The 23,383-nt window shown below is 67.0% G+C and carries 16 protein-coding genes; 2 read left to right on the top strand and 14 right to left on the bottom strand.

Features of this window, described 5'->3' with window-relative positions:
* Positions 1-16 precede the first annotated feature (16 nt).
* Positions 17-1,852 carry a glycosyltransferase gene (locus AB8M85_RS15820; RefSeq protein WP_372699799.1) on the bottom strand — a complete coding sequence of 612 codons (1,836 nt, stop codon included), beginning with the start codon at positions 1,850-1,852 and terminating at the stop codon, positions 17-19.
* A complete protein-coding gene (locus tag AB8M85_RS15815) occupies positions 1,849-2,235 on the bottom strand; it encodes a hypothetical protein (RefSeq protein ID WP_372699798.1) in 387 nt (128 codons plus the stop codon). The genes AB8M85_RS15820 and AB8M85_RS15815 overlap by 4 nt, the downstream gene beginning before the upstream one ends.
* A gap of 146 nt (positions 2,236-2,381) precedes the next feature.
* Here AB8M85_RS15815 and AB8M85_RS15810 point away from each other — a divergent pair, with 146 nt between their 5' ends.
* Positions 2,382-4,940, top strand: a complete 2,559-nt coding sequence (locus tag AB8M85_RS15810) for a hypothetical protein (RefSeq protein ID WP_372699797.1) — start codon at positions 2,382-2,384, stop codon at positions 4,938-4,940.
* Between the two features lie 12 nt (positions 4,941-4,952).
* Here the strand turns inward: AB8M85_RS15810 and mutM are convergent, their stop codons facing one another.
* The 7 genes from mutM to AB8M85_RS15775 all read right to left on the bottom strand — a co-directional run bounded on the left by mutM (position 4,953) and on the right by AB8M85_RS15775 (position 14,745).
* The gene (gene mutM / locus AB8M85_RS15805) at positions 4,953-5,882 is read right to left on the bottom strand and encodes a bifunctional DNA-formamidopyrimidine glycosylase/DNA-(apurinic or apyrimidinic site) lyase (RefSeq protein WP_372699796.1); all 930 of its coding nucleotides are present in this window, start codon (positions 5,880-5,882) and stop codon (positions 4,953-4,955) included.
* Positions 5,883-5,885: 3 nt separating this feature from the next.
* Positions 5,886-6,602: a ribonuclease III gene (rnc, locus tag AB8M85_RS15800; protein ID WP_372699795.1), complete on the bottom strand. Its 717-nt coding sequence runs from the start codon at positions 6,600-6,602 to the stop codon at positions 5,886-5,888.
* Between the two features lie 9 nt (positions 6,603-6,611).
* A complete protein-coding gene (rpmF, locus tag AB8M85_RS15795) occupies positions 6,612-6,815 on the bottom strand; it encodes a 50S ribosomal protein L32 (RefSeq protein ID WP_343900611.1) in 204 nt (67 codons plus the stop codon).
* A gap of 2 nt (positions 6,816-6,817) precedes the next feature.
* Positions 6,818-7,336: a DUF177 domain-containing protein gene (locus AB8M85_RS15790; RefSeq protein WP_372699794.1), complete on the bottom strand. Its 519-nt coding sequence runs from the start codon at positions 7,334-7,336 to the stop codon at positions 6,818-6,820.
* Positions 7,337-7,539: 203 nt separating this feature from the next.
* Positions 7,540-11,136 carry a CDP-glycerol glycerophosphotransferase family protein gene (locus AB8M85_RS15785; RefSeq protein WP_372699793.1) on the bottom strand — a complete coding sequence of 1,199 codons (3,597 nt, stop codon included), beginning with the start codon at positions 11,134-11,136 and terminating at the stop codon, positions 7,540-7,542.
* Between the two features lie 70 nt (positions 11,137-11,206).
* Entirely contained in the window at positions 11,207-13,291 is a 2,085-nt protein-coding gene (locus tag AB8M85_RS15780) for an acyltransferase family protein (RefSeq protein ID WP_372699792.1), read from the bottom strand.
* Positions 13,292-13,302: 11 nt separating this feature from the next.
* On the bottom strand, positions 13,303-14,745 hold the full coding sequence (locus AB8M85_RS15775; protein WP_372699791.1) for a stealth conserved region 3 domain-containing protein: 1,443 nt from the start codon (positions 14,743-14,745) through the stop codon (positions 13,303-13,305).
* Between the two features lie 98 nt (positions 14,746-14,843).
* On the opposite strand from AB8M85_RS15775, the gene AB8M85_RS15770 reads away from it, so the two are divergent.
* Positions 14,844-16,046, top strand: coding sequence for a CDP-glycerol glycerophosphotransferase family protein (locus AB8M85_RS15770; protein ID WP_372699790.1), 1,203 nt, complete (start codon positions 14,844-14,846; stop codon positions 16,044-16,046).
* Between the two features lie 22 nt (positions 16,047-16,068).
* On the opposite strand, the gene AB8M85_RS15765 is transcribed toward AB8M85_RS15770, so the two are convergent.
* The 5 genes from AB8M85_RS15765 to AB8M85_RS15745 form a co-directional block, all read right to left on the bottom strand.
* Complete coding sequence (locus AB8M85_RS15765) at positions 16,069-17,259, bottom strand: polysaccharide pyruvyl transferase family protein (protein ID WP_372699789.1); 1,191 nt, start codon at positions 17,257-17,259, stop codon at positions 16,069-16,071.
* Positions 17,260-17,265: 6 nt separating this feature from the next.
* Complete coding sequence (locus AB8M85_RS15760; RefSeq protein ID WP_372699788.1) at positions 17,266-19,200, bottom strand: glycosyltransferase family 2 protein; 1,935 nt, start codon at positions 19,198-19,200, stop codon at positions 17,266-17,268.
* Positions 19,200-21,863 (bottom strand): CDP-glycerol glycerophosphotransferase family protein, encoded by a 2,664-nt coding sequence (locus tag AB8M85_RS15755; RefSeq protein ID WP_372699787.1) that lies wholly within the window; start codon positions 21,861-21,863, stop codon positions 19,200-19,202. The genes AB8M85_RS15760 and AB8M85_RS15755 overlap by 1 nt, the downstream gene beginning before the upstream one ends.
* Before the next feature lie 43 nt (positions 21,864-21,906).
* On the bottom strand, positions 21,907-22,368 hold the full coding sequence (locus AB8M85_RS15750) for an adenylyltransferase/cytidyltransferase family protein (RefSeq protein ID WP_372699786.1): 462 nt from the start codon (positions 22,366-22,368) through the stop codon (positions 21,907-21,909).
* A gap of 73 nt (positions 22,369-22,441) precedes the next feature.
* Positions 22,442-23,380, bottom strand: a complete 939-nt coding sequence (locus tag AB8M85_RS15745; protein ID WP_372699785.1) for a glycosyltransferase family 2 protein — start codon at positions 23,378-23,380, stop codon at positions 22,442-22,444.
* Positions 23,381-23,383: the final 3 nt, after the last annotated feature.

Raw genomic sequence — 23,383 nt, 5'->3', positions numbered from 1 at the left:
CCGGACCCGATTTCGGTCAGCTGTCCGTGCGCAGGCTGAGCGCGCGTTGGGGCGTGGCAAAGGGCACCGAGCTGGCCTCCTCGGGGAAGCCGACGCGGAACATCGCCGCAAAGTCCGGGCCGACGATGCGGCAGAAGACGTCGAGGAATTCCTCGCTGTCACCCACACCGGCCGCCAGGGACGACGCGTCGAGCTTCACGGTGGCCAGCAGCGATCCGGCGGAGGTTTCCACAATCGAGGCGGGAATGCTGGACGCAGGCCCGGCGGAACGTGGAACGACCATCGCCTCGACGGCGACCTGTTGCTCCACCGCCGGCCCGCCTTGTTGTTTCCATCCGGCGCGCACCACCAGTTCCAGGATTCCAGGCCGCCACCAGACGATCTCCTGGACCTGCAGGGAGAGGGCGCGGACGTCGGTCCGCTGGCGGCGCCGGCTCCAGGCAGCGCCTACGGTGTCCAGCCAGCGGTCGACGATGGCACGCTTGCCAAAACGCTCGGCACGTTCCCAGGAACCACGGCTCAAGCGAGCCGCGAGATCGTCGTCCGTGCACAACCGCACGATGCAGGATGCGGCGGCATCGATGTCACCGGGTTCGACAAGGTACCCGCTGACGCCGTCTTCGATGATGTCCCGGGGGCCGTACCGGATGGCGTAGGACACCGGTGGGCACCCACGGCCCTGGCTTTCCATCAAGGCCAGCGGCTGGCCCTCGTTGCGGCTGGTCAACAGGGAGAAGCGGGCGACGTCGAACTGGTCGGCGGCATGCGGGATATGCCCGCGCAGGTACACGGTTTCCTCTAAGCCCAGCTCGGCGATCAAGTCCAGCAGCTCGGCCTCGTCCGGGCCCTTGCCGTAGATGTCCAGGGTGGCGTCCGGGAGCGTTTCGCGGACCTTCGCCATCACACGGATGGCCTGCTGGAGGTTTTTTTGCGGTGCCAACCGCCCCAGGAGCACACCGCGCTGGGCGGGCCTCCCCGCGAAATCGGGCAACGTATCCGCACGTTCCTTCGGGTTGGACACCGTGAACAGGTTCGTGGTGCGGCCGAAGCGCGCCTCGTAGTCGTGGCGCTGCTCATCCGTCAGGAACACGATCCCGTCCCAGTCGTTGACGGAGGAGAGGATCGGCTGCTGTCCGGTCGCGATCTTTCCCCGGACCGGGTCGCCGCCGGCAGCGACGTGGGCATTGTGCAGGACCATCAGCTTGATGATGTTCTCCCGGCGCAGCGGGGCAATCACTTTGCTGGCGAAGGCGCTATCGACGATGACCGTCGTGGGGTGTCCCCCAGCGAGTTCCACCATCCACTCGCGGTAGAAATCCGCTGCCTTCGTCCAGCGCCCGACAACCTCGCCGCGATCGGTGACCAAGGTCAGGAGTCGCCCGCTCTTCTTCCCGTCGGCGTCGGTGGGGTACTCATCGTAGAGGAAGGCGGTGCCGTTTGGCCGCAGGTACTCCCGCCAGGAAACGGTCTTGCCGTCCTCGTGGAAGGTGGTGCGGCAAAACGGGGTTCCGTCGTCGTCGAGGTCGTCGCTGGTCGCGCCGGCGGCCAAGCCCCCGGCCGCCTGGAACCGTTCTGCAGCGCCGGGGGCCTCCAGGGAGGCCTCCCGGTAATAGGCAAAGGGGTTCAGGACAGTGACGTCCGTGGTGGTCTTCCCGTGCGAGCGGAGGGTCTGGAGTTGCCGGTCGTAGCCCGCCCGCGGTTCGAAGGTCAGGATGGGTGCGACAATGCCTGACTCTTCCAGGAAGATGCAGGCGCGGTACAAGGACATCGTGGTCATGCCGCCGAACTCGTCGGCGATGCCCCACAATGCCATGAAGTACCGCATGTCGGCGGGGGGTCGTGGGCCGGTCATTCTGCCCCCTTCTTGAAGCTCAGATTGCCGAACTTGGTCGGGTAGGCGCTCCAGCTCCCGCCGCCTGCGGGAAAGTGGACACGTTGCGCCTCGTCCTCCGGTCCCCCGGCACGCCGGAAGTAGACATCCGAAAACCCCTTCGCCCGGCTGGGGGAAGCATCGTCGATGGTGGCGCTGATCCGGAAGCGGCCACCGCTGCCATCGGTGACCTTCGCCGGGATCCACTCAATGGACTGCTCGTCGCGCCTGCGCAAGCCGATCTCGAATTTCGGACGCAAAAGCCGGGAGATCCTTGACCCGATACCTACTGTCCCGATCACGGCCAACGCCCCACTCTTGTCGAGGGCAACCTTCTCCAGGTTGAAAGAGCCGATCTTGTCCACGAATCCCCTGTCGCATACTGTCCCTTGCCAGCCGTTCTGGCACTTCCCAATAGGCTACCGGGGCCGACGGCCTGGGCACGATCCATTGGGGGTTCCTGCCGGACGGTAGAATCGACAGACACCGATTCCCCACCACGGAGGACAGTTTGCCCCGCCCCGAACTTTCAAAGCACGAGTTGGTCCGCAGCGCCCGAGCCGAGGCCAAGAAACGCCTCCGTCCCGTTGCCCAGACCATGCTTCCGGTCCTGGAACGGCTGGCAGGTCCCAAGCCCGCAGCCCCGGAGCAGGCCAAAACGATCCCGGCCAAGGTGTCCACGACGCCCAGCCAGGACTCCGACGCATTGCGGTCCTCGTTGGCCCTGGGGAAGGCCTACCAGGAACCGCTGTTTGCCGAGGTGCGCCGGGCCATTGCCGACGGCCACGGCCAAGCGGTGCTCTCCAGCGCCCTATCCCCGGCCTCCGGCATGTCCGGGGATGATGTTTCCCTGGCCGTCGAAGGACTCGCCAAGCTCCAGATAAGCGGCTATCCAGCAGCCTGGTCGGCATTCAGGCGGATCAGCGACGACAACGTCATCGATGCCGTGGCCGAGGAATACTTCATGACGGCCTTCCGCGAGGACACGCGGCGCGCCACCGAACTGCTGAAGGCCACCGTGGACCGCGGTGCCCACCGTGCCTGGCCCGCCTCGGCGCTGCTGCACGTCGCCCAGGAGGCATTCGCGGCCGGGGAGCTTGACCTGGCGCGGGATCTCGTGGACGTCGGGCTGGCCCGACCCCGCCGTTCCCTAAGCGGGCAACAACGCCGGGAAATGGAGCGCCTGCTGACCTGGTTCCCGGGCGGGTCGCGCCGGGCGCCGCAGCCGGTGCCCACCGACGGGATCAACTTCGGGTTGCTGGGATACCAGCAGCCCCATGGCTGGTCGCGCAACGTGGGCGACTACATCCAAACGTTGGCCTCGATCGGCCACATCCTGCGGCACGACAACCTCGAGCTTCGCGGAGACGGCGACCTCGTTGATTTCCTCGACAAGCTGCGCAACGACGTGAAGACGGAACGCAAGCTCCCGGGCAACGGCGCCAAGCTCAACCTCGTGGAGGTCTACCGGGACGCCAGCACGCTCCAGGACATTCCCCCGTCCACCTGGGCCCTGGCTTTCGGGTGGTTCATGCACCCCATGTTCGGACAGGGATCCAACTTCCCTTTCCACGAAAACCTCCGGCCCATCTTCGTCTCGTTCCATGTGAACAAGCCCTCGATGCTCACCCCCGAGGCCACAGACTACCTGCGCAATCACGGGCCGATCGGATGCCGCGACTGGCAGACCGTGGCGTTGCTGCGCGCCGCCGGCGTGCCCGCGTTCTTCTCCGGCTGCCTCACCACCACAGTGGATACGGTGTTCCGGCGCGACGGTGCCGACACCCGGACCGAGACGGTCTATGTGGATGCGCCGGTCACCGGCGAGGGAACCGTCCTCAAGCAAACGCAACCGGACATGTTGAAGATGTCCTTTGCCGACAAGCTGGCCACCGCGCACCAATGGGTCCAGCGGTACCACGAGGACTACAAGCACATCGTCACGTCCCGGTTGCATTGCTTCCTGCCTTCGCGCTCGGTGGGCTGCGACGTCGAGTTCCTGCCCAAGAACCGCTCGGACGTCCGTTTCGGCGGCCTGATCGACACGGACGACCAGGCCTTCAACGCCATCCGCGATGGCATCCTGGACAAACTGGCCACCGTCTTGCCCCTGATCTTCGAGGGACGCGATGAGGCCGAGGTGTACGCCGCGTGGGCCGAGGCCTGCGCACCGGCGATGGCAGAGGCGGACGAATTCATGAAGCGCCTCCCCGCGCGGCCCATGGACCGGACGCTCATGGAGCAGGTGGATAGCGCGTCCGGGGAACTGCAGGCAGGCCAGCGCCCCGAGGCCGTCCAGGTGGTCGTCGACCTGGCGCCGGCCGAGTGTCCCCACATCGGGAAGCTGCTTGCCTCGCTCGCGGCGGTCGTCGACGGTCCGGTCGATGTCTGGATCGTTGCCCTGGGCGGCGGCCAGTGGAACCCGCCCGCGGTGGACGACTCGCTCCTGCGCATCCACCTGGTCGGAGCGGACTCGCCCGTGGCCCGGGCGCTGGCGCCCGTCGTTCCAGCGGCATCACTGCAGGCGGCCGTCCTGTCGGCACTGCCCCACGTGCTCCGCCAGGCGCCGCGCGTCTTGCTGCTGAGTGGTTCCGCAATGATCCGCGGGGATATCGCAGAGGTGGTGGCCCGGGATCTGGGCGATGCGCCGGTGGCCGCCTTGGCCGAACACCGCAAGGGCAGGACCAGTGGGTTCCACCTCATGCGCGCCATTTCCCAGCGCCATGGCGATGACAACGCCCGGGCCTTGGAGTTCGTTGCCGTGTCCCACGCGCAGAATGACTTCGAATTCGCCGTGATGGACCCCTCGGTCGCCGTGCTCGATACGGGGAAGTACGGGGAGTTGGACCTGGCCACCCGGATGGTGGAACTGCTGGCCAACTATGCGGTGGACTTCTCGGACGCCGTGAACATCACGATGGGCGGGCGCCACCAGGAGCTGGACGCGTCCGAGGTGTACAGCCCGCTGGCACCGGCCGGGGAGCAGCCGCGTCTGGTCAGCTGGCGCCACACGCAGAAGCCCTGGAACAACGAGCATGTGCCCTTTGCCCCGGAGTGGGCCGCGCTGTAGGCGCCGCCGGACCTACCAGCGGGCGTTTCGCGGCGCCCGCTGGCAGGTCGGGCAGGTGTAGGACGAACGTCCCATGAACGGGTCGCGGCGGATCAACGTCGCCACTCCCCCGTGTTCGCAGCGCCGGCACGGCAGCCCCTCCCGGCCATAGGCGTTCAGGGAACGCGAGAAGTAGCCCGAGGCGCCATTGACATTGACGTAGAGCTTGTCGAAGCTTGTCCCGCCAGCTTCCAGGGCGCGGCCCATGATCACCTGCAGGGCCTGCACAAGGCGCGCGCTCTCGGGCCTGCGCATCGTGTCCGTCGGGCGTGCAAAATGCATGCGGGCTTCCCACAGGGCCTCGTCGGCGTAGATGTTCCCCACGCCGGAGACAAGGTTCTGGTCGAGGATCGCCCTCTTGATGTTGGTGCGGCGCGCCCTGAGCCGCCGATGGAAGGACTCGACGTCGAAGTCCGGGTCCAGGACGTCGCGGGCAATGTGGGCGGCCGCCTGGGGTATGAGCAGGTGGTCCGCCCCGAAGCCGCCCGGGGCGGCATCGGCGGTCGGCACCATGGGCGAGAGGAACATGCCGCCGAAGATGCGCTGGTCGACGAAGCGCAGCTGGCCAGGCCTGCCGGCGGCCCCCTCCAGATCGAGGGTCACCTTGAGGTGCTTTTCGGCGGGGGCATCGGCTTCCTCGACCAGAAGTTGGCCGCTCATGCCCAGATGGGTCACCAGCGCCGTGCCGACGGGCATGCCGTGGAGGGGCATCCAGAGGAATTTGCCGCGCCGTACGGCCGCGGCGATGACGGTTCCGGTGAGGGTGTCGGCGAAATCGCCGGGTCCTCCCCCGTGTCGGCGCACGGAGCGCGGGTCGTGGACCCGTACCTGGGTGATGCGGCGGCCTGCAACCCACGATTCGAGGCCCCGGCGGACGACCTCGACCTCGGGCAGTTCGGGCATCGGCTAGCGGCCTACGGAGGTATCCGAGGGCGCCCCTGACCCCGTGGGCACCAGGGAGCGGTAGGACACCGCAGCTGCTTCCTGTTCGGCTTCCTTTTTGGACGGGCCCGTGCCCGTGCCGTAGGCGGTTTCCCCGATGTTCAGGGTGGCCTCGAAAACGCGGGCGTGGTCCGGGCCCGTGCCGGTGATGACGTATTCGATGGTGCCCAGCTTGCGCGAGGCGGCGATTTCCTGGATGGCGGTCTTCCAGTCGGTGCCGGCACCGAGCTGCTCGACGTCGTCGAGCAGCGGGCCCACCAGCCGCATGACCAGGGCACCGGCGGCGTCCGGCCCTTCGCTGAGGTAGGTGGCGCCGATGAGGGCTTCCATCGTGTCGGCCAGGATGGAGGACTTGTTGGCTCCCTGGGTGAGCCGTTCGCCTTGGCCCAGAAGGATATGCGGGCCGACGTCGAGGCCGCGGGCGATGCCGGCTAGGGCGCGGGTGCTGACCACTGCGGAGCGCCGCTTGGCGAGGTCTCCCTCGGGCAAGTCGGGATACGTGCGGTACAGGTGGTCCGTGACGGCGTAGCCCAGGACCGAATCGCCGAGGAACTCCAGGCGTTCGTTGGTGGGCAGGCCGCCGTGCTCATATGCGTATGAGCGGTGGGTGAGCGCAAGACGAAGCGTCTCGGGGTCGATGGAGACCCCGAGACGCTTCAAAAGCTCTTCTGGTGAAGGCATCAGACGTTGTTAGGCGTCTGCTACCTTGCGCCCCTTGTATTCAAGGAACAGCTCGGTGCCGGCGGAGTCGGTCACGACCTTGGCCTGGTGTGGCAGGCTGTAGGTCACGCGGCCGTTCTCAACGGTCTTGACCAGGTTGGGCGCAGTTGCCTTCCACTGGGACCGACGGGCGCGGGTATTCGAGCGGGACATCTTCCGCTTGGGAACAGCCACGGCTAACTCTCTTCTCTCTCGACTGAATCTGTACTCGATGCCGCATCATCTGCGGCGGTGCCGGCCAGCCCGGAAAGGGCCGCCCAGCGGGGATCTAGGATCTCGTGGTGGTGACCGGGTTCGTCCGCAAGGCGGATACCGCATTCGGCGCAAAGGCCTTGGCAGTCCTCCCGGCACACCGGCTGGAACGGCAGTGCGGTCACCACTGTGTCCCGGAGCACCGGCTCCAGGTCGATGCAGTCATCGACGATCTGGTGCTGGTCCACGTCCTCCTCGTCGGGCAATTCATTGCCCTCGAAGAAGAACAGCTCCTGTATGTCGGACTCGAGGTCGTACGCGATGGGCTCCAGACACCGGCCGCATTCCCCGGAGACTTCCGAGTATGCCGTGCCGGAAACCAAGATTCCCTCGTGTACGGCCTCGAATCGAAGATCCAGATCTATGTTCGATCCCTCTTCGATTCCGATCAGTGCCGCCCCCATTTCAGGTGGAGCGGGCACGGTCCGTTCAAGAGTCTTCATGGAACCGGGGGGACCCCCGAATTCCTTGGCCGAGAAGACCAACGGCGAGCTGCGATCGATTCCGTGTGACGACGGACGATCTGAACGCTTATCGCTAATGAGTACTCCTGTAGAACAAAGACCGACATTACATCATAGCCCGACGATGCGACCCCGCCCAAACCAGCGGCGCGCCCCGGGGGTCGCTGTCGCCCTCTGGAGGTCTAACCTTCGACGCCCAGTACCCGGTCCACGACACGGCGGGCCGCGTAGCCGTCGTCCAGGGGGGCAAATCGCCGCACGAAGTCCTCATACCGCCCGTGGTCCTGCCTGTCGCCGTCCAGCGCCGCCCGCAGGGCGGTGAAGAACTCCTCCTGCGTCTCGACGACCGGGCCGGGGACCTCTTGCAGGTAGTCCAGGTAGAAGCCGCGCAGGGAATCGCGGTATACCTCGAGGTCGTAGGCATAGAACACGATCGGGCGCCGGAGGGTGGCGTAGTCGAAGAAGACCGACGAGTAATCGGTGACGAGTACGTCGCTGACGAGGTAGAGTTCCTGGATTTCCGAGTAGCGGGAGGCATCGATGATGCGCTCACGAAGTTCCTCGGGGATTTCGATGGCGTTGGCGACGAGTACATGCATGCGCAGCACCAAAACCGTGTCCTTGCCGAACCCCCGGTCGAATTCCTCGAGGTCGAACGGAAGCTGGAAGGTGAACCGGCCGCGGCCGTTCGACGCGTTGTCCCGGAAGGTCGGTGCGTAGAGGACGACTTTCGCCGCGGGATCGATTCCCAGTCGTCCGCGGACGGACGACACCCGCTCTTCGAGGCCAGTGCCGAAGAAGACGTCGTTGCGCGGATATCCTTCCTCGACCACTTTGCCGTCGTAGGCAAATGCGCTGCGCATGACCTCCGTGGCGTAGGGGCTGGGTGACAGCAGGTGGGTCCACTGCGAAATCGCGCGGTCGACCCGCGCGAGATAGCCCTCGTCGCGCCCGTGGATCTCTTCCAGATCGTGGAGCATGTGCTTCAACGGTGTCCCATGCCAGGTCTGCAGGTAGGTCGCATTCCGTCGCCGGGTCATGTAGAAGGGGAGGTTCTGATTCGTGATCCAGTAGTTGGCCCGGCCCAGGTACCAGAAGTAGGACGGCGAGAGCCGCTTGACGACCCGGGTCTGCGGATCCGGGAACTCCTGGCGGCCGGAGTAGATCCATACCTTCGGACGGGTGTCTCCGCGACGCAGCAGTTCCTCGTAGAGGTAGCGCGGCGAATCGGCATATTGTTTGCCCAGCCCCGATTCGAAGACCATCAGCCCCCGCTGCATGGGGAATCGTTGGACGAGCCGCTGCATGGCCTTCATCACCGGGAAGTAATAGCGGTTGCGCCGCAGGCGGTTTTCCACGCGGTCCATGAGCTCCGAGGAGGCCACCGTGGAAACGGGCCCCCGGCGGTGCCGCGCGGACTCCACCGCATCGAACACCCGGGCGCAATTGTTCCGGTCCCGGTGGTCGAGGAACTTCTGCGCGCGCCGGCGGGATTCCTCGGTCATACTCAGGTCGCGGTCCAGCGCCTTCCGGAGCTGTTCAAGCAGGCGCGGGACGGTCAAGCTGATTTCCCCGGGCAATTCCCGGTCCAAGTCGAGATGCGAGCCGTTGGCTCCGAGGAACCTGCCCCGGTCGAATTGCAGGTAGAAGACCGGCCGATCAAGGAAGCTGAAGTCGAATCCGACGCTGGAATAGTCGGTGACCAGTGCGGCGCTCTGTTTCATCAGTTCCTGGACGTCGATCTCGCCCTGCGCGACGACGCGCGCCGGCGCGGTCTCGAAATGGGACCGGAAGCGCTGCATGTTGGGGTGTAGGCAGAAGACGACTTCAAGTCCTTCGGCGTCGACCATGGCGGCCAGCTCCGGGCTGTGGAGGAACTCGCTCCAGGTGCGGAGGTACTCCGATTCGGCGAACATCTCGTCGTTTTGCAGCCAATCCCGCCACGTGGGTATGACGAGAAGCTGCCGGGGCCGGAGCTGGACATCACCGGCGAAGAGCGAGTCATACCGCGGCAGCCCGGTGACGGCCGTTTCCTCGATGTCATACCCGAAATCGCGCACGATGTATTGCTGTTCCCGTGCCGATGACACCAGGAAGAGATCGGTGGAGAAGCCGGCGGAACGCTTGCCGTAGTTGGGAACCATCCATTTGGTGCCCATCACCCCGTGTTGCAGGAACACCCGCGTCCCGTGGGCCTTGTGCTTGAAATCAGGATGTCTGGTCGGGAAGAGGTACTCCGCGTGATGGGTGCTGATGAACCTGTCGGCCTGCAAGGCGACGACGAAATGTTCGCGGCTGCCCCACTCCAAGACATGGTCCACCCCGTCCAGGTTCCGGACTTCGGGAGAAGTGTGGTCGATGACATAGTAGGCATCGATTTCCGGGTGTTCCCGGCGCAGGTACCTGAAGAAGTGCAGCCCGTTGTCCTGGGCCTTGTAGGGAAGTTCCCCGACAAGCCAGACGGGACGACGCCGCCCCCGGGCCGCGAGGTCCAGTGCCGGGTTGAATTCCTCCAGGGCGCGGAAGGCGTCCGTGTCGACCACCTCGAGGATGAGGGAAGTAGCCTTGGCCTTGAAGGTGAAGTACGGCGTGACGACCAGTGTCTGCCCGCCCCGGACCACTGTCCCCGAGCGGCTGGTGGTCCGGACCGCATAGGGGGTCCTGTTGACCCGGACGCGTACGGGCTCATCGGATTCGGCGAGTACGAATTCCCACCACAGGTCGTAGTTGTCGGCGTTGGAGACCAGCGACCAGTCCGTTGCACCGAAGTCCAGTTCGGCAGAGAAGTTGTAGTGGCCACGGCCGAAGTCCGCCGACGTTTTCGCCTGGTCGAGGAGGAATTCCGCCCGGCCGGCGACCAGATGCCGGGACCGGCGCCCCTCCACGAGCAGGCGAGCCTGCAGGATGCGGCTGTGGCGCGTCCGTGCGGATCCTTCGATACGGAGCTTTCCCCCGGATGCCGTGATCAGGTGGGTCAGCGTCTGGATACCGGGTTTCAGCGGCCGGTTGATGGCCAGGGCGAGATACCCCTTCCGGTTGATGTAAGGCCGGACAGAACCGTGGACGCTCCGCGTACCGGGAAGTGCCATCGCGGTCGTGTGGGCGAACCGGGCGACGCCGCGGTGGTAGGTCACGGGGGTGGAGGGATCGATGTCCCCCGCGTCGACCAGCTTCCTGAGTTCGCCCTGTGTGAGCAGTCCCCCACGTCCCGGGATGGCAATCCTCGAGGCGCCCGGGACGATGGACCCGGCAGTCCCGGTGAATTTCCAGTACAAGCTCGCCGTCCCGCTGGTCACGACGCGTTCGGTGGCGGACCCCGTGGTCGTGTCCCCGGTGCCGGTCGCGTCTGCTGCCTCGTCTGCCGCGTCGTCCAGCGCGGGCAGGATCTCCGAGGATTCGGCGTCCGGAGCGGCATTGTCGGTGTCCCGGGTCTTGGCCGCCTCGATGTCCTCGCCCTCAGGCCAGGACATGGTGTTCCAACCCAGCAGCACCGTGTCCAGGTTGACGCTCGCCACACAGGCCGCCCCGTTGCCCCCTTGGCCGGTCACATCGAGCTGGCCTTCCGCGACCAGGGCCTGGCCCGCCCAGACGACCAGCCCCTGCGGCCGGAGCCCCCCACCGAAGCGTGCCGCGAGTTCCAGCCGCGTCCCGGCCTGGGCATAGCCGATCGAGTCGTAGTCCGCGGCCGGGGTCGCCCGCTTCCGGCGCGAACGCAGGCGCGCTGCGCGTGCCAGGGCCTTCTGCAGGGAGACCGCTCCCTTGTCCAACGCGTTATTCACTCGGGTCCTCATTTCGCCGTCGTGTCGAATTCTGCCATCTGACTGCGGGGGAAACCCCTGCAGCACTGATTCACTGCTTGGCGGCTGTGTCGAGCTCTCGTCCCAGGGGCGCTGCCAGGGTCCGGGCATAGGTAGCCGTGATATGCGACCCGTCGAAGTAGGCGACGACCCCTCCGATGACCGCAGGGCACGTGCCGTCGATGCAGAAATAGCGTTCCATGTCCACGACGTCCACCATCGGGGAATCCATTTCCTTGCCCGCCCGGGCCAGCGGGTCCATCCACTTCCACTCCTGGGGCGTGCCGGAGCATGCCGCCTGGTTGTCGGGGTTTTCCGCCAGGCAATCGGGGATGTTGGAGATTTCGTTGCCGGGGTACGGGACGTCGCGGATCACCGTGACCGGTGTGCCACCGGCGGTCCATTTCTTCAGGTAGGAGGCGTACCCCTCCGCTGCCGGCTTCTCGGTTTCGGCCCACGACTTGCCCAGCAGCGGCACCGATTGCCGTTCCGAGGTAATGATCCGGTCGAATTGGCCATGCGCTGTCTGGTCCAGGACCCACTGGCCGTACCGGTAGCAGTTCTCCGCCTTGGCGGCGGTATCGAATTGCTGGCGCGCGTCCGAGGGGTTGCATCGCGAGACGAGGTACGTGGTGATGGTCCACCCCTTTTCCTCGGCGATCTTCCGCAACGCGGGCAGCCAGTGCCCGGCATGGGAGTTACCGACGAGTGCCACCTTCGTCGGGCCGTCACCGTAGGTGCAGACCGGGTGGTCCTTGAAGGGCTGGTTGGACCAGCAGCCATCGGCGTAGGCGGCCGACTTGTCATCCTTGGCCAGCGCAGGCTCCGGGATCATGGGTCCGGCATTGTCGGGCGGGCATTCGCTGAATCCCTTGGCGGCCGCGCGGGCTCCGAAGCAGGGGCCTGCGTTGGCCTCGGCGGCGGCAGCGCTTTCTGCGGCCGCATCCGCCCTGAGGTTGCTTTCGAACACGATGGCCCCGCCGATGACCAGGAGAACGACCATCCCCGCGGCGGCAAAGCGGTAGGCGGCCCCAACCTGCTTGATGATGCGCGTGAACCGGAATTTGTCTTCCACGAGGGTCTTGGTCACGCCGGCCAGGACGACGGACAGGACCAGGATGGCTGCCTTGTCCAGCGGACCCAGCGAGCCGCTGGCCAAGGGCAGGAGGGCAATGATCGGCCAGTGCCACAGGTAGACCGAGTAGGAGATGTCACCGAGGTATTGGACCGGCCGCAGCCCCAGGATGGGGGCAGGAGACAGTCCGCTTTCGGGCTTGGCCCAGAGGATCAGCGCGGTCGCCGCGACGGGCAAGAGCGCCTGGTAGCTGGGGAAGGGGGTCGAGCCCGTGTACGACAACCCGGTCCAGACGATGCCCGCGATGCCCAACCACGACAGGACAGCGCGGGTCGTGCGCCTGCCCCAGAAGCCGGTGGGTGCCGCAATGACTGCGGCCAGGCCTCCGAGGGCCAGTTCCCACATCCGGGTAGGCGTCACGAAGTAGGCGGGGCCGGGGTTTGCTGCGGTGAAGTACACCGAAAAGGCCAGAGACAAGACCACGACGCCGAGAATCGCCCAGCGGACCACCTTCGTGAGCTCGGTCGCCCGGCGTGCGGCCATCCACGCCGCGACGCCGATGATGAGGGGCCACAGCAGGTAGAACTGCTCCTCGACGGACAGGGACCAGAAATGCTGCACGGGGGAAGCGGCATCGTCGGCAGCCAGGTAGTCCACGCTGGTGGCCGCCAGCGCCCAGTTCTGGACATAGAAGGCCGCGGAGACGATTTGCCATCCCGCGTCCTTCCATTGCGTCTCCGGGGCCAGGATGCGCACGGCGACAGCGGTTGCGGCCAGGACCACAAAGGCAGCAGGCAGCAGGCGGCGGATCCGCCGCGCCCAGAAGGCCGCGAAGTCGGCTCCGGTCCGTGGGGGTGCCTTCATCAGGTGCGACGTGATGAGGAAACCGGAAATGACGAAGAACACGTCAACCCCGGCGAATCCCCCGGTCAGGCCGTGTGGCCACAGGTGGTAGACCACCACCAGGGTGACCGCGAGAGCACGGAGCCCCTGGATGTCCGGACGGAACCCGCGTATCGCGGCGGGTTTGGCCACCGGCTGCTGCTTTTTCGTGGTTGGCATGGTTGCGGCCACTAGTACTGACCCTCGATTCCGGTCGACTGGCGGGCGGTGGGCGGTCCTGCGGGTGCAAGTTCGTGCACGGACCGTAGCGGAAAAGCCCGGGGCAGGAAGTGCTCCAGCATCCTCGCGGTTTCCCCGGACCGACCTCGGCTGTTCCCGGCTTGGACTTCGTTCAGGCAAAAGGTTTGCGGCAGTCCCCCGCGCAGCATCCGCAGCAGTCTGAGCTGCGAGTCATCGTGCGAAATGTCGGTGTATGCGTAGCCGATCTGCGACTCCACTGCTGATCCCAGGCACAGCCCGTAATAGTGCGCCAAGGACGACGGGATGGACAGGTCGGTCGGGCTGCGGAAGCGCGCCGCGGTCGTCCGGGCGGTCGCTTCCCGGTGCTCTGCGGCGATCAGCTCAAGTGTCGAGCGCCGTTGGGCGTGGGGCGCATGCTTGAATTTCCGCGAAACCGTCCTGCCGAACGTGGCTTCGATGATCTCCCGGTTGTTCTTGGCTGCGACGTCGACGGGGAGCTCCTCCTCCCCCTCGCTGCGGATGCCCTGGCTGGAGAGGAAGAAGCGGGGTTGACCTGCGGGCGTGAAGAAGTCGGTGGGGCTGACGGGCTGGCCGAGGAAGACGTCGTCGTTCATGTAGATGAAGTGTTCAGCCAACCCGGGGATCCTGTGGAGCTGGGCTTCGATGGCATGGGAGTTGAAGGTCGGCAGGTTCGCCGGGTCCTCGAAGATCTCGGAGTGGTCCACCACGTGGATCCTGTCGTCGGCGGCCTCGAGCCAGCTCGGCCGCTGGCCCGCCGTGACGATGAAGATCCTGCGGATCCAGGGGGCGAAGTATTCGACCGAGCGCAGTGAGTACCGCAGTTCGTCGTGGGTGGCGAAACGGCCGTCGTCGTTGGAGGTGCGGATCAGGGAGCCGCCCATCCGGCTTTCCGCGGCCTGTCGTTGACCTTGCCAGTGCGGGTCCGTTCCGTCGACCCAGGTGTAGACGAGGTCGACGTCGAAGCAGGCTTCCAGCGCATCCTCGAACGCCGAGGTCGATTCCGGGGCCGGGAGGGCCAGCCGGGCGGACAGGGAGCGATCGATGGAGTCGTGGCCGGTGGTCCGCATGCTGAGGGAGAACGCCTGTCCCCCGTCCGCCAGTGGGCTGGACTGGATGACCTGCAGCGGCGAGGATTCCACGGCGCGGTGGATGCCGTCGGCCGTGATGGCCTGGGGTTCGAGCACCTGGACCGGCACGCCTTCGTGGACGGCGGCGCGGTGGGCGATCGACGATTCCTCCAGCATCCGGCGGAGGGCCACGACGTTCGCCCGGCGCAGCTCTTCGGCTGCCGGAAGGGGCCCTGCCCCCGGCTGGGTGCGCTTCGGCCCCCGGGTTTTCACCAAGAGGGGTGCGGCCTTGCGCAGCAACCCCGGAGGGATCTTTCCCGCGGCCGCGCTGCGCCAATTCCGCATCTACTTCCTTCCCGAATCACGTTCATCGTGCTCTCCCGCCCCCGGTTCAGCAGTCCAGATTAGCAGGGCAAGCTCCGTAAACACCTAAGCTGGGTGCCATGTCAGCGCTCGAACGACTCCCCCGGCTCGCCCACGCGGCACTCCAACGGCTCAACATGGCCCTCAAGGCACCGCGGGCCAGACGCTCGCTCGCGGGGGGTGCCCCCGAGGCCGGGATGCCGGTACCGTTCGTCGTGTATTTCGCCGATGTCCCCTCGAGCGCCTACCAGCTCCGGCAGTGGTTGCTCCCCCTCGAGGCCTTGGATGCGGACGGCGGGCCCGTGGCCCTGCTGGTTCGGAACCCCGAGGTGGCCCTGGCCTTGCAGCCACAGACCCGCCTCGCAGTGGTATTCGCCCCGGAGGCGGCCGGTGTCGAACGGTTCGTGTCCTCGCATGACGTGCAGGTGGTGTTCTATGTGAACAACAGCCAGAGCAACTTCACGACGCTGCGCATCAATGGTCCGGTCCACGTGCACCTGAGCCATGGCGAAAGCGAGAAGAGCTCGATGTATTCAAACCAGCTCAAGGCCTACGACTATGCATTCGTCGCCGGGGATGCCTCGGCCGAACGCATCCTGGAGAACGTCATCGGCATCGACCCGTCACATCTGGTCCGCATCGGCCGGCCCCAGCTGGCCGTTCCGGCATCGGCAGGCGGCGGCCGGCCCCGGCCCGGTGTCCGGCGTACGGTTCTCTACGCCCCCACGTGGGAGGGCGATGGCCCCAGCATGGCCTATGGATCGCTGGTCACGCATGGCGAGCAACTCGTCACGACCCTGTTGGCGGACCCCCGGGTCCGGCTGGTCTTCCGTGCCCACGCGAAGTCCGGGTCCCAGTCGTTGCACTACCGGCAGGCCCTCGCACGCATCAGGCACCAGCTGGCCACGGACCAGTCCCGTGCCGCCGGACACGCCATCGACCCGTGGGATGACGCCGTGGAGAGCATCGCGCGCGCCGATGTCGTCGTCACCGATGTCTCCGCCATGGCCATGGACGCGCTGGGCCTCGACAAGCCCCTCGTACTGTGCCTCCAGCCCGGGCTGCCGGCAGGCCCACTGAAATCCCACGTGGCCACTTGGGCGGTGCGGGTCCCCGGGGATGCCGCAGAGCAGCTGATCGGGCTCGCCGATTCCCCGGTGCCGCCTGAGCAGGCGGCCTACCGCGGACACGTCTTTGCCACGGACACGCCGGTGGAAGCCGTCGAGCTGTTCGTCCGGGAAGCCCTGAAGGCGGCCGAGCGGCGCGCGGGCACGGCAGCCTGACTGCTGTCGGGGGTGGTCCGCGCTAGCGGACGGCCGCCACCATGTTCTTGTGCGCGGTCCAGGCCAGTTCCCGGCCGGCGTCGGCTGCACGCCGCTTCACACGCGAGGACCGTGCCTGCGCAAACGCCGCGGGGATCTGGTCAAGGGTGACGGCATACGGCATGGCCTGGTCCCAGGTTTCCGCGTAGACCGCGGTCTTTTCCCGAGGGTTGGCCGTTTTCCAGCTCTTGGAGAGGCTGAGGCGGGGTAGGCCATAGGAGCCGGCGATGATCCGGCCGTGGAGTGAGGTGCCGATCCAGCCTTGCGATTGGCGGATGGAGCGGGCCAGGTCCAGCGGATCCCGCGAAGGGGAAATCGTCACCTTTGCCTCCGGGGCCAGCCGGCTGCAGGCGTCGCGGATCGACTCGTACCCCGCCAGCGAATCGTGCCCGGGGGCCAGACCCGCGACGAAGAGGTGGATGTCCCAGCCGGTCCGGGCGCTGATCGCCACGAGTTGGGCGGCGATGGCCTCTGCTCCGGCCGAGCGGACGTAGGTGTCCGCGGCGTGGAAGCAGAAGTACGGTTCGGAGGCGACGTCATCCCCGGGAAGCAGCACGCCGATGCTGTGGACCATGTCCGGCCCGAGGCTATGCTTGATCCCGTGTTCGGCCAGCAATGCGCTGGAGGCGCGGTCCCTGACGGTGATGGTTTCCGCCACGGCGATTTTCCCGATCACCCGGTCGCGTTCCCCGGGCTTGAGCCGGTTCACCGCCGAGACGCCGACGGAATTGAGGACCTGGCGGGCGCCGGCGTTGAGGCTGAAGTCCTGCAGGGTCGGCACGTAGGCCAGGTCGGTGTCGATGTCCGAGCTCAGGGAACGCCGGATGGCGCTGCGCCCCGCGGGGCTGGCTGCCTGGTAGACGGCGAGCATTCCGGGACTCAGGGAGTAGTTGTAGGCCGCGCCGAGGCTGACGCTGCCGATTTCACCGCCGACGGTCCACACCGTGTCGTAGCTGCGGGTCTTGAGCAGGGGGCCGTATGCCGGGATGTACCGGCCGAAGATCGCGCTCATGTCGGCGGCCAAAGGCGCCGCCGCGGTGACGTGGTCGGTGGGCAGGTAGCGTTCGGTCATCAGCAGGAACAGCAGGTCCCCGAAGTTGTCCCGTTCATAGGCCCCCACGAGCAGGACGTCGTGGGGGGTCCGCTGCGCGAGGGCAGGTCCGTTGGGTGCCATGGCCGGTCACCGTCCCTTCCGCAGGCGGCGGGCGGCTCGACCGGCGGCGCGCCGGGCGCGCTGGCCGGAGGGGCTCTCGGCCAGGGTGCGGCCTGCGGCCAGCAGGTCGCGGACCAGCTGGGGGCGGGCGTCGACGGTGGCCGGGAGCGCTACCGCCGGTTCGGGGCCTGGTCCGTCCAGCAGGGGGGCGCTGCGGCGCCCGTTGAAGACCGCCCGGCTCCCCTGGAGCCGGTGGGCGACGCCCTCGACCCGGAGCACCGCCGTCGTTCCGCGGTTTTCCAGGGTGGCGGGGACCTGGCCGGTGGCTGTTTCGAGGTGCCCGGCAATCCGGGTCGGCCCCGCCGCGTGCACCCGGTGCAAGGTGACCTCCGTCGCGGTTGGCCGGCGGACCACGTCCGTTGCACCGGGTTGGGCGGTGCCGACCACGGTGCGCACCGACGAGCCCAGGTCCAGGGCCAGGTAGCCGGGCTTCGTGCGGTAGGCAATGGCCTGGCGTCCATGGTGAAGGGCGGCACCGTGGGGCACGGGTTCGACCTTCAGGCGGTGCGTGGCGGTATAGCCCAGTTCGGGCAGCCGGGCGAAGACGTCCCACACGGCCTCGGGGAGCTTGTCCCCGAAGGCCGCGGTCTGCGGGTCGAGCTGCGCGGTGAATTCGAAGCCGACCACCGTTGCCCCGTCGACCTTCCAGCTCACGACGTCACCGCGGGAGGGGAGGAACCAGTCGACGCTGTCCGTCCGGTCGCGGATGACCAGGTGCGGCACGGCCCGTTCGAGGTCTCCGGTCACGTCGGCCACCGCGTCGGGCAGTGCCTCGAGGAGGTCGGCGGGGAGGTCCCGCCGCAGGCCGCCGTCGGGGGTTTCGACGAAGCGCACGGGCAGCCCGTCCCGGTCCACGAGCGTTCCGTTGCCCCGGATGTCCAGGGTGCCGTTGCGCCAGCGGACGTCGGTGGCCTTCATCTCCAGCCGCATGCCGCGATCCAGGGCCGACAGCGCCAGCAGCGCATCGAAGCGTCCGGCGCGCAGCAGGTGCGAGCGCAGCCGATCGGCGGCGCTGAGCAGGGCGTCGAGCTCGGGCGGGAAGTACGGCAGCAGCTCGGTGAACTTGCGGTCCAGGCGCAGCCGGTGGGTCGCGCCGTAGGTCGAGTAGATCCCGGCCAGGCGTTCGAGGATGCGGCTGCGGTACCACCGCACCAGCAGGTGCTTGCGCTTCTCGCCGCCGGCGGGCAGATCGAGCAGCGGTTGCAGGGAGGCCTCGAAGTCGTTCCAATACGACTCGAAGTCGAAGCCCTTCTTGTGGCTGTTGTCTTCGTAGAGCATCCATCGGTAGCACGGGTAGCTGGCGAAGATCCCGACCGCATCCGTCGTGGCCCAGACCCACGCGTTGAAGCTGAAGTCCTCCAGGCGGACCTTGCCCTCGGGGAAGGCGATGCCGTGTTCGTCCAGGAACGCCCTGCGGTAGAGCTTGTGCGGAGTGATGCACTGGATGACCGTCGGCGTCCACTCCGCCAACCGGTCCACTTCCCGGCGCCAGGCACTCCAGCCCGGCGCGCTCCAGCCCTCGACGACCTCCTTGGGGTGGACCACGTCGAGCCGGTGGGCGCGGGCAAAGGCGGCCATCCGCTCCAGCGCCTCGGGGAACAGGTAGTCGTCGTGGTCGGCGTAGAAGACGTACTCCCCGCGGGCCGCGGCGGTGCCGACGTTGCGTGGCCTGCCCGGCCAGCCCGAGTTGGCGATGGTGTGGACCGACATGTAGCTGCGCTGTTCGGCCAGCCGGCGGAGCCGGTCCAGCGTCCCGTCGCTGGAGCCGTCGTCGACGAAGATCGCCTCGAACTCGTCGTGCGGCAGCGACTGTGCATCCAGCGAGGCGACGAGGCCGTCGAGTTCGGGGGGCGAGTTGTAGGCGGCGACCACGACGCTGACCTTCGGGGCCTGTGCCGGCATCAGGCTCGACCTGCCGGGGCAGGCGCCGCCACGTCGGACCACCGGTGGTGGACCCGGGCACCGGGCAGCGACGCCATGGACTCGTGGTTCTCCGGCTGTGCCCCGATGGCCCGGTAGAACCCGTCCATGGCCATCCTGTTGTAGGACTCGGCGTCGAAGTCCGCGACCGGGACCTGCCCGTCGAGGTAGGCGACCATGCCGGCGGCCAGCTCCTCGTCGCGGAACCCGGTGATGTGGCCGCTGCCGTCCGGCAGGGCACTGTGGACGGACCCGAACGCGGTGCTGACCACGGGCAGACCCAGGATCTTGGCCTCAAGGATCACCATGGGCTGCCCTTCGTAGTCGCTGGACATGACGAAGCAGTCCGCCTCGTGCATGAGCATGTAGGGGTTGCGTTGTTGGCCGGTGAACACGACGGCGTGGCCCAGGCCCATTGATTCGGCCAGGGCACCAAGTTCCTGGCGCAGGGGTCCGCTGCCGATGATCATCAGCCGGGTGTCCGGCCGCTCCGCATGGACGTGGGCGAAGGCCCGGATCATGCGGGCATGGTTTTTCTCCGGCGAGAGGCGCCCGACCGTGACGAATGTCGTGGCGTGGGCGCTGTCGGCCGGGAAATACCGGCGCAGGGTCGCTTGCCGTTCGGCCAGCCGTCCGATGTCCTGCGGGTCGTAGGTCCTGGACAGTTCGAGCAGGGCGTCGTGGAGGTTCGGCGCGGCAAGGGACACCGGCTCGACAGCGCTGGCCGAATAGTCCTCGGGATCGAGGGTCCCCATGCGCCGGACCTTCACGGCGTTGCACGTATTGACGGCCGACGTGAACTTCTCCGGTGCGGCCCGGCTCGCAAGGTGCTCGCGATTGACCAGGTTGAGTTCCGGCGAGACGGACACCAGCCGGTCGAAGTCCTTGTAGGTGGAGAAGACGCCGGTCAGGTGCTTCTTCAGGGCCTTCTGGCCGGCGACTTCCCGCTCCGCGTCCGCCGCAAGGTCGTTGTGCAGCCAGATGGTGTGCTGCTTGGCACGGCCGCGCAGCAGGATGTAGTCCCAAAAGGGCCCGTAGCCGCTGAAGTCCACGATGTAGTCGAATTCGGCGTCGCCGAAGCAGCGGTGCCATTCGCGGTCCCACACCGTGTCCGGCGTCTCCCGGTAGTCGCCCGGCGCCAGCCCCGTTTCCAGCATCTCCCGGTATTTGCGGCGCCCCAGGAAGCCGGTGGTGTGCCCGCCTTGCCGGGGCAGCAGGCGCACGCGGGGGTTGATCGCCTCGGCGTTTGCCTTCTTGTCGGCCTGGCGCGAGTAGGAGTAGAAGGCGCTCACGTCGAAGCGGTCGTGGTCGATGTTGTCCAGGAGGTTCAGCACCGAGGTGGTGATGCCGTTGGAGGCCATGCCCCCGAGGTAGATGAGAATGGACTCCCGGCCATCGCCATGGTCGGTTCGCACCCCGGCAGCGTCGGTGCGTCCACGGAAGACCACGTCGATCAACCGGTCGGTCGCCGAGCCATCCTCGTCGGCGCAGTAGCGGCTGCGGGCGGCCGTGTAGGCCGCGGACAGCACCGGCTGCTCGGTGAAGGCGCCGGTGGCCTCCATGCTGGCGGCCAGCCCGGCGATCGTGGCGGCGGTGGGGCCGGGCAGGTCCTCGGGAGCGGTGTAGCTTCCGCGGTCCCGTTGATAACCCTGCGCGTCCGGGGTGAAGAAGTAGACCGGGCGGCCGGTGGCCAGGAAGTCGACGTAGATGCTGGAGTAGTCGGTCACCAGGATGTCGGTCAGGCCCAGCATGACGTTCGTGGGGATGCCGTTCGGCACCAGGTAGCCGGCGATGCCCGGCAGGTCGCGGGCGGCCCGGTAGACGACCTGGTGGACCTTCAGCAGGACCCGGAACCGGCTCGTGTCGATCCGTGACTCCAGGTCACGCACCTGGTCGAGCAATTGTGCCGCGTCGTTGGCCGGCGAGTAGAACGACGCGCCTTTCCAGGTGGGGGCGAACAGGATGATCCGGCGGTCATCGGGGACGACTCCGGAAGCGTGCAGGTCCCGCTGGGCCTGGCGCCGCGATTCCGCGTCCGGTTGCTGCCGGTCGATCCGGGGGTATCCCCCGGTGATGAGCGTGCCACGGTAGATGTTGCCCATCTTGTAGGCCCGCAGGTACATGTCCGCCATGGCCTCGTTGGCGGCCACCAGGTAATCGGCCTGCAGGAAGTTCCGGACGATGTTGCGGGTGTCCGGGCTGCCGCCTTCCACGTCGTAGCCCATGGTCTTCAGCGGGGTGCCGTGCCAGGTGTTGATGTACTTCTGCCCGGCGCGCTTCACGAACTGCCAGGGGAAGGTCGCGTTGTTGACGAGGTATTCCGAGCTGGCCAAGGCCGCGAAGTAGGCCGCGGACTGGTATTCGACGAATTTGACGTTGCCGTACCGGCGGTAGCGGTCCACCAGCTCGGAGTGGGAGTCGACGGCGGACAGCACCCAGATATGGGTGAGGGATGCGAATTCCGGGAGCTCCAGCAGCCGGTGGAACAGGGCTTCGGGATTGCAGAGCATTCCGTTGCCCGAGAAGGACTCGTAGAGGACGGTCCGACGCTTCAGCGGCTGGTTCAGGGCGGCCGCATGTATTTCGGCCCGGACGGCTTTCCGGGCTCGTTCGGCGAACTTCTTGGTCTGTTCTCCCAGTGCCATATCGGCCTTCCACGGTCACGCCCCCACGCCGTCGGGACTGAAGCTAGCTCAATTCCTTGACGATCTGGCTGAGGCTGTCCAGGGTCTTCTTCAATTCAGCGACATGGCGCTCGTCGAAGGCACTCAGGATGCGCTTCATCTCCGTCGTCGAAATGCCGCTGGTGCGCGGCAGGTACACCACCTCGACCCGGTCTTCGAGGTCGTCGAACTTTCCGCGCCAGTCATCGCCGATCCCGAAGACGTCGACGCCGTACTTGTCGATGTCCAGGCGCTTCTGTTCCCAGTTCTCCTCCGGGATCGCCTCATCGACGTACCGGATCGAACGCACGATTTCGATGCGTTGGTCGAAGGGGACAATCGGCTTCTTGCCCTTGATCGCATTGAAGTCATCGGTGGAGACACCGACGATTAGGTGGTCCCCTTTTTCCTTCAGGCGCTTCAGGATGTTCAGATGCCCGATGTGGAAAAGGTCGAAGGTCCCGTAGGTGAGTACGGTCTTGGTCATGGGTCAACCTGTCATCCGGGTACGGTGGTCCATGATCACTCTAGACGACGGGCCCGCGTCGTTCACCGACCGTTCAGGCCGTGTTCTGCCGCGGTGGACGCTCAGATGACGGGAGGCCGGCCGGCCAGGTCATCCGCAGATGGGTGCGCCACGAGAGCTTGGGACGCGGTTGCTGGTACCAGGGCGAGGTCCGGTAGCCGGAGAGCAGGCCCGCCAGGTGCTGGCGCAGGCCGTTGGGGTCGTTGCGCAGCCGGATGAGGTTGATCAGCGTCCACGATCCGACATACAGCCAGCTGAAGGGCCAGCGCAGGTTCCTGCGGGCCAGCCACACGCGGTTGCGGGCATTGAGCCGGTAGAACTCACCGTGCCGGCGCGGGTCGACCACCGGATGGCAGACCCGCAGGTCGCCCGCATACCAGACGCGGTGGCCGGTATCCCAGACCCGCCAGGCCAGTTCGATGCCTTCGTGGGCGTACCAGAACCCGCCAGCCCACCCGCGGGTGGCCTCGAAGACCGACCGTGGCAACAGCAGGCAGGTTTCCCCCACGTGGAAGATGTTGCTCGACTCCCGGGCCGTGCGTTTGTTCAGTCGGGGAATCCAGCGCCGGGGCGATTCGAGGTCGTCGGGATCGGCGATCCGCGGCATGAGCATGCCCATGTCGGGGTATTTGCTGAACCGCGCGGCGGCTTCGGACAGGAAGTCGGTGTCCGGCAGCCACGAATCGTCGTCGAGGAACAGGATGAACTCCCCGCGCACATGGGGGACCCCGGCATTGCGCCCGGCGGGGATCCCGAGGTTCTCCTCCAAGTACACCGGGGTGAAGCCCGCAGGCAATCCGCCGGGCATGGTCGCCGGGTCCCACCCATTGCCGACCACGGCGACGTCGATGTCGACCCCCTGCTGGAATTCCAGGGAGGCGAACGCTCGCCGGAGCTCCTGGGGGCGGTCCCCCATGGTGAGGATGACTACGCCGATGGTCGGCGGGGTGCTCAGGGTGCCGCGCTGGGCCAAGGC

Source organism: Arthrobacter sp. JSM 101049 (assembly GCF_041679245.1).
GTDB lineage: Bacteria > Actinomycetota > Actinomycetes > Actinomycetales > Micrococcaceae > Arthrobacter_H.
This window is presented reverse-complemented; position numbering and strand designations above follow the sequence as displayed.

Excerpts from the sequence above, each read along its gene's own strand:
- AB8M85_RS15780 (WP_372699792.1), bottom strand. The coding sequence starts at position 13,291 with ATGCCAACCACGAAAAAGCAGCAGCCGGTGGCCAAACCCGCCGCGATA.
- AB8M85_RS15750 (WP_372699786.1), bottom strand. The coding sequence starts at position 22,368 with ATGACCAAGACCGTACTCACCTACGGGACCTTCGACCTTTTCCACATC.
- AB8M85_RS15755 (WP_372699787.1), bottom strand. The coding sequence starts at position 21,863 with ATGGCACTGGGAGAACAGACCAAGAAGTTCGCCGAACGAGCCCGGAAA.
- AB8M85_RS15775 (WP_372699791.1), bottom strand. The coding sequence starts at position 14,745 with ATGCGGAATTGGCGCAGCGCGGCCGCGGGAAAGATCCCTCCGGGGTTG.
- rnc (WP_372699795.1), bottom strand. The coding sequence starts at position 6,602 with ATGCCTTCACCAGAAGAGCTTTTGAAGCGTCTCGGGGTCTCCATCGAC.
- AB8M85_RS15760 (WP_372699788.1), bottom strand. The coding sequence starts at position 19,200 with ATGCCGGCACAGGCCCCGAAGGTCAGCGTCGTGGTCGCCGCCTACAAC.
- mutM (WP_372699796.1), bottom strand. The coding sequence starts at position 5,882 with ATGCCCGAACTGCCCGAGGTCGAGGTCGTCCGCCGGGGCCTCGAATCG.
- AB8M85_RS15820 (WP_372699799.1), bottom strand. The coding sequence starts at position 1,852 with ATGACCGGCCCACGACCCCCCGCCGACATGCGGTACTTCATGGCATTG.
- AB8M85_RS15790 (WP_372699794.1), bottom strand. The coding sequence starts at position 7,336 with ATGAAGACTCTTGAACGGACCGTGCCCGCTCCACCTGAAATGGGGGCG.
- AB8M85_RS15765 (WP_372699789.1), bottom strand. The coding sequence starts at position 17,259 with ATGGCACCCAACGGACCTGCCCTCGCGCAGCGGACCCCCCACGACGTC.
- AB8M85_RS15770 (WP_372699790.1), top strand. The coding sequence starts at position 14,844 with ATGTCAGCGCTCGAACGACTCCCCCGGCTCGCCCACGCGGCACTCCAA.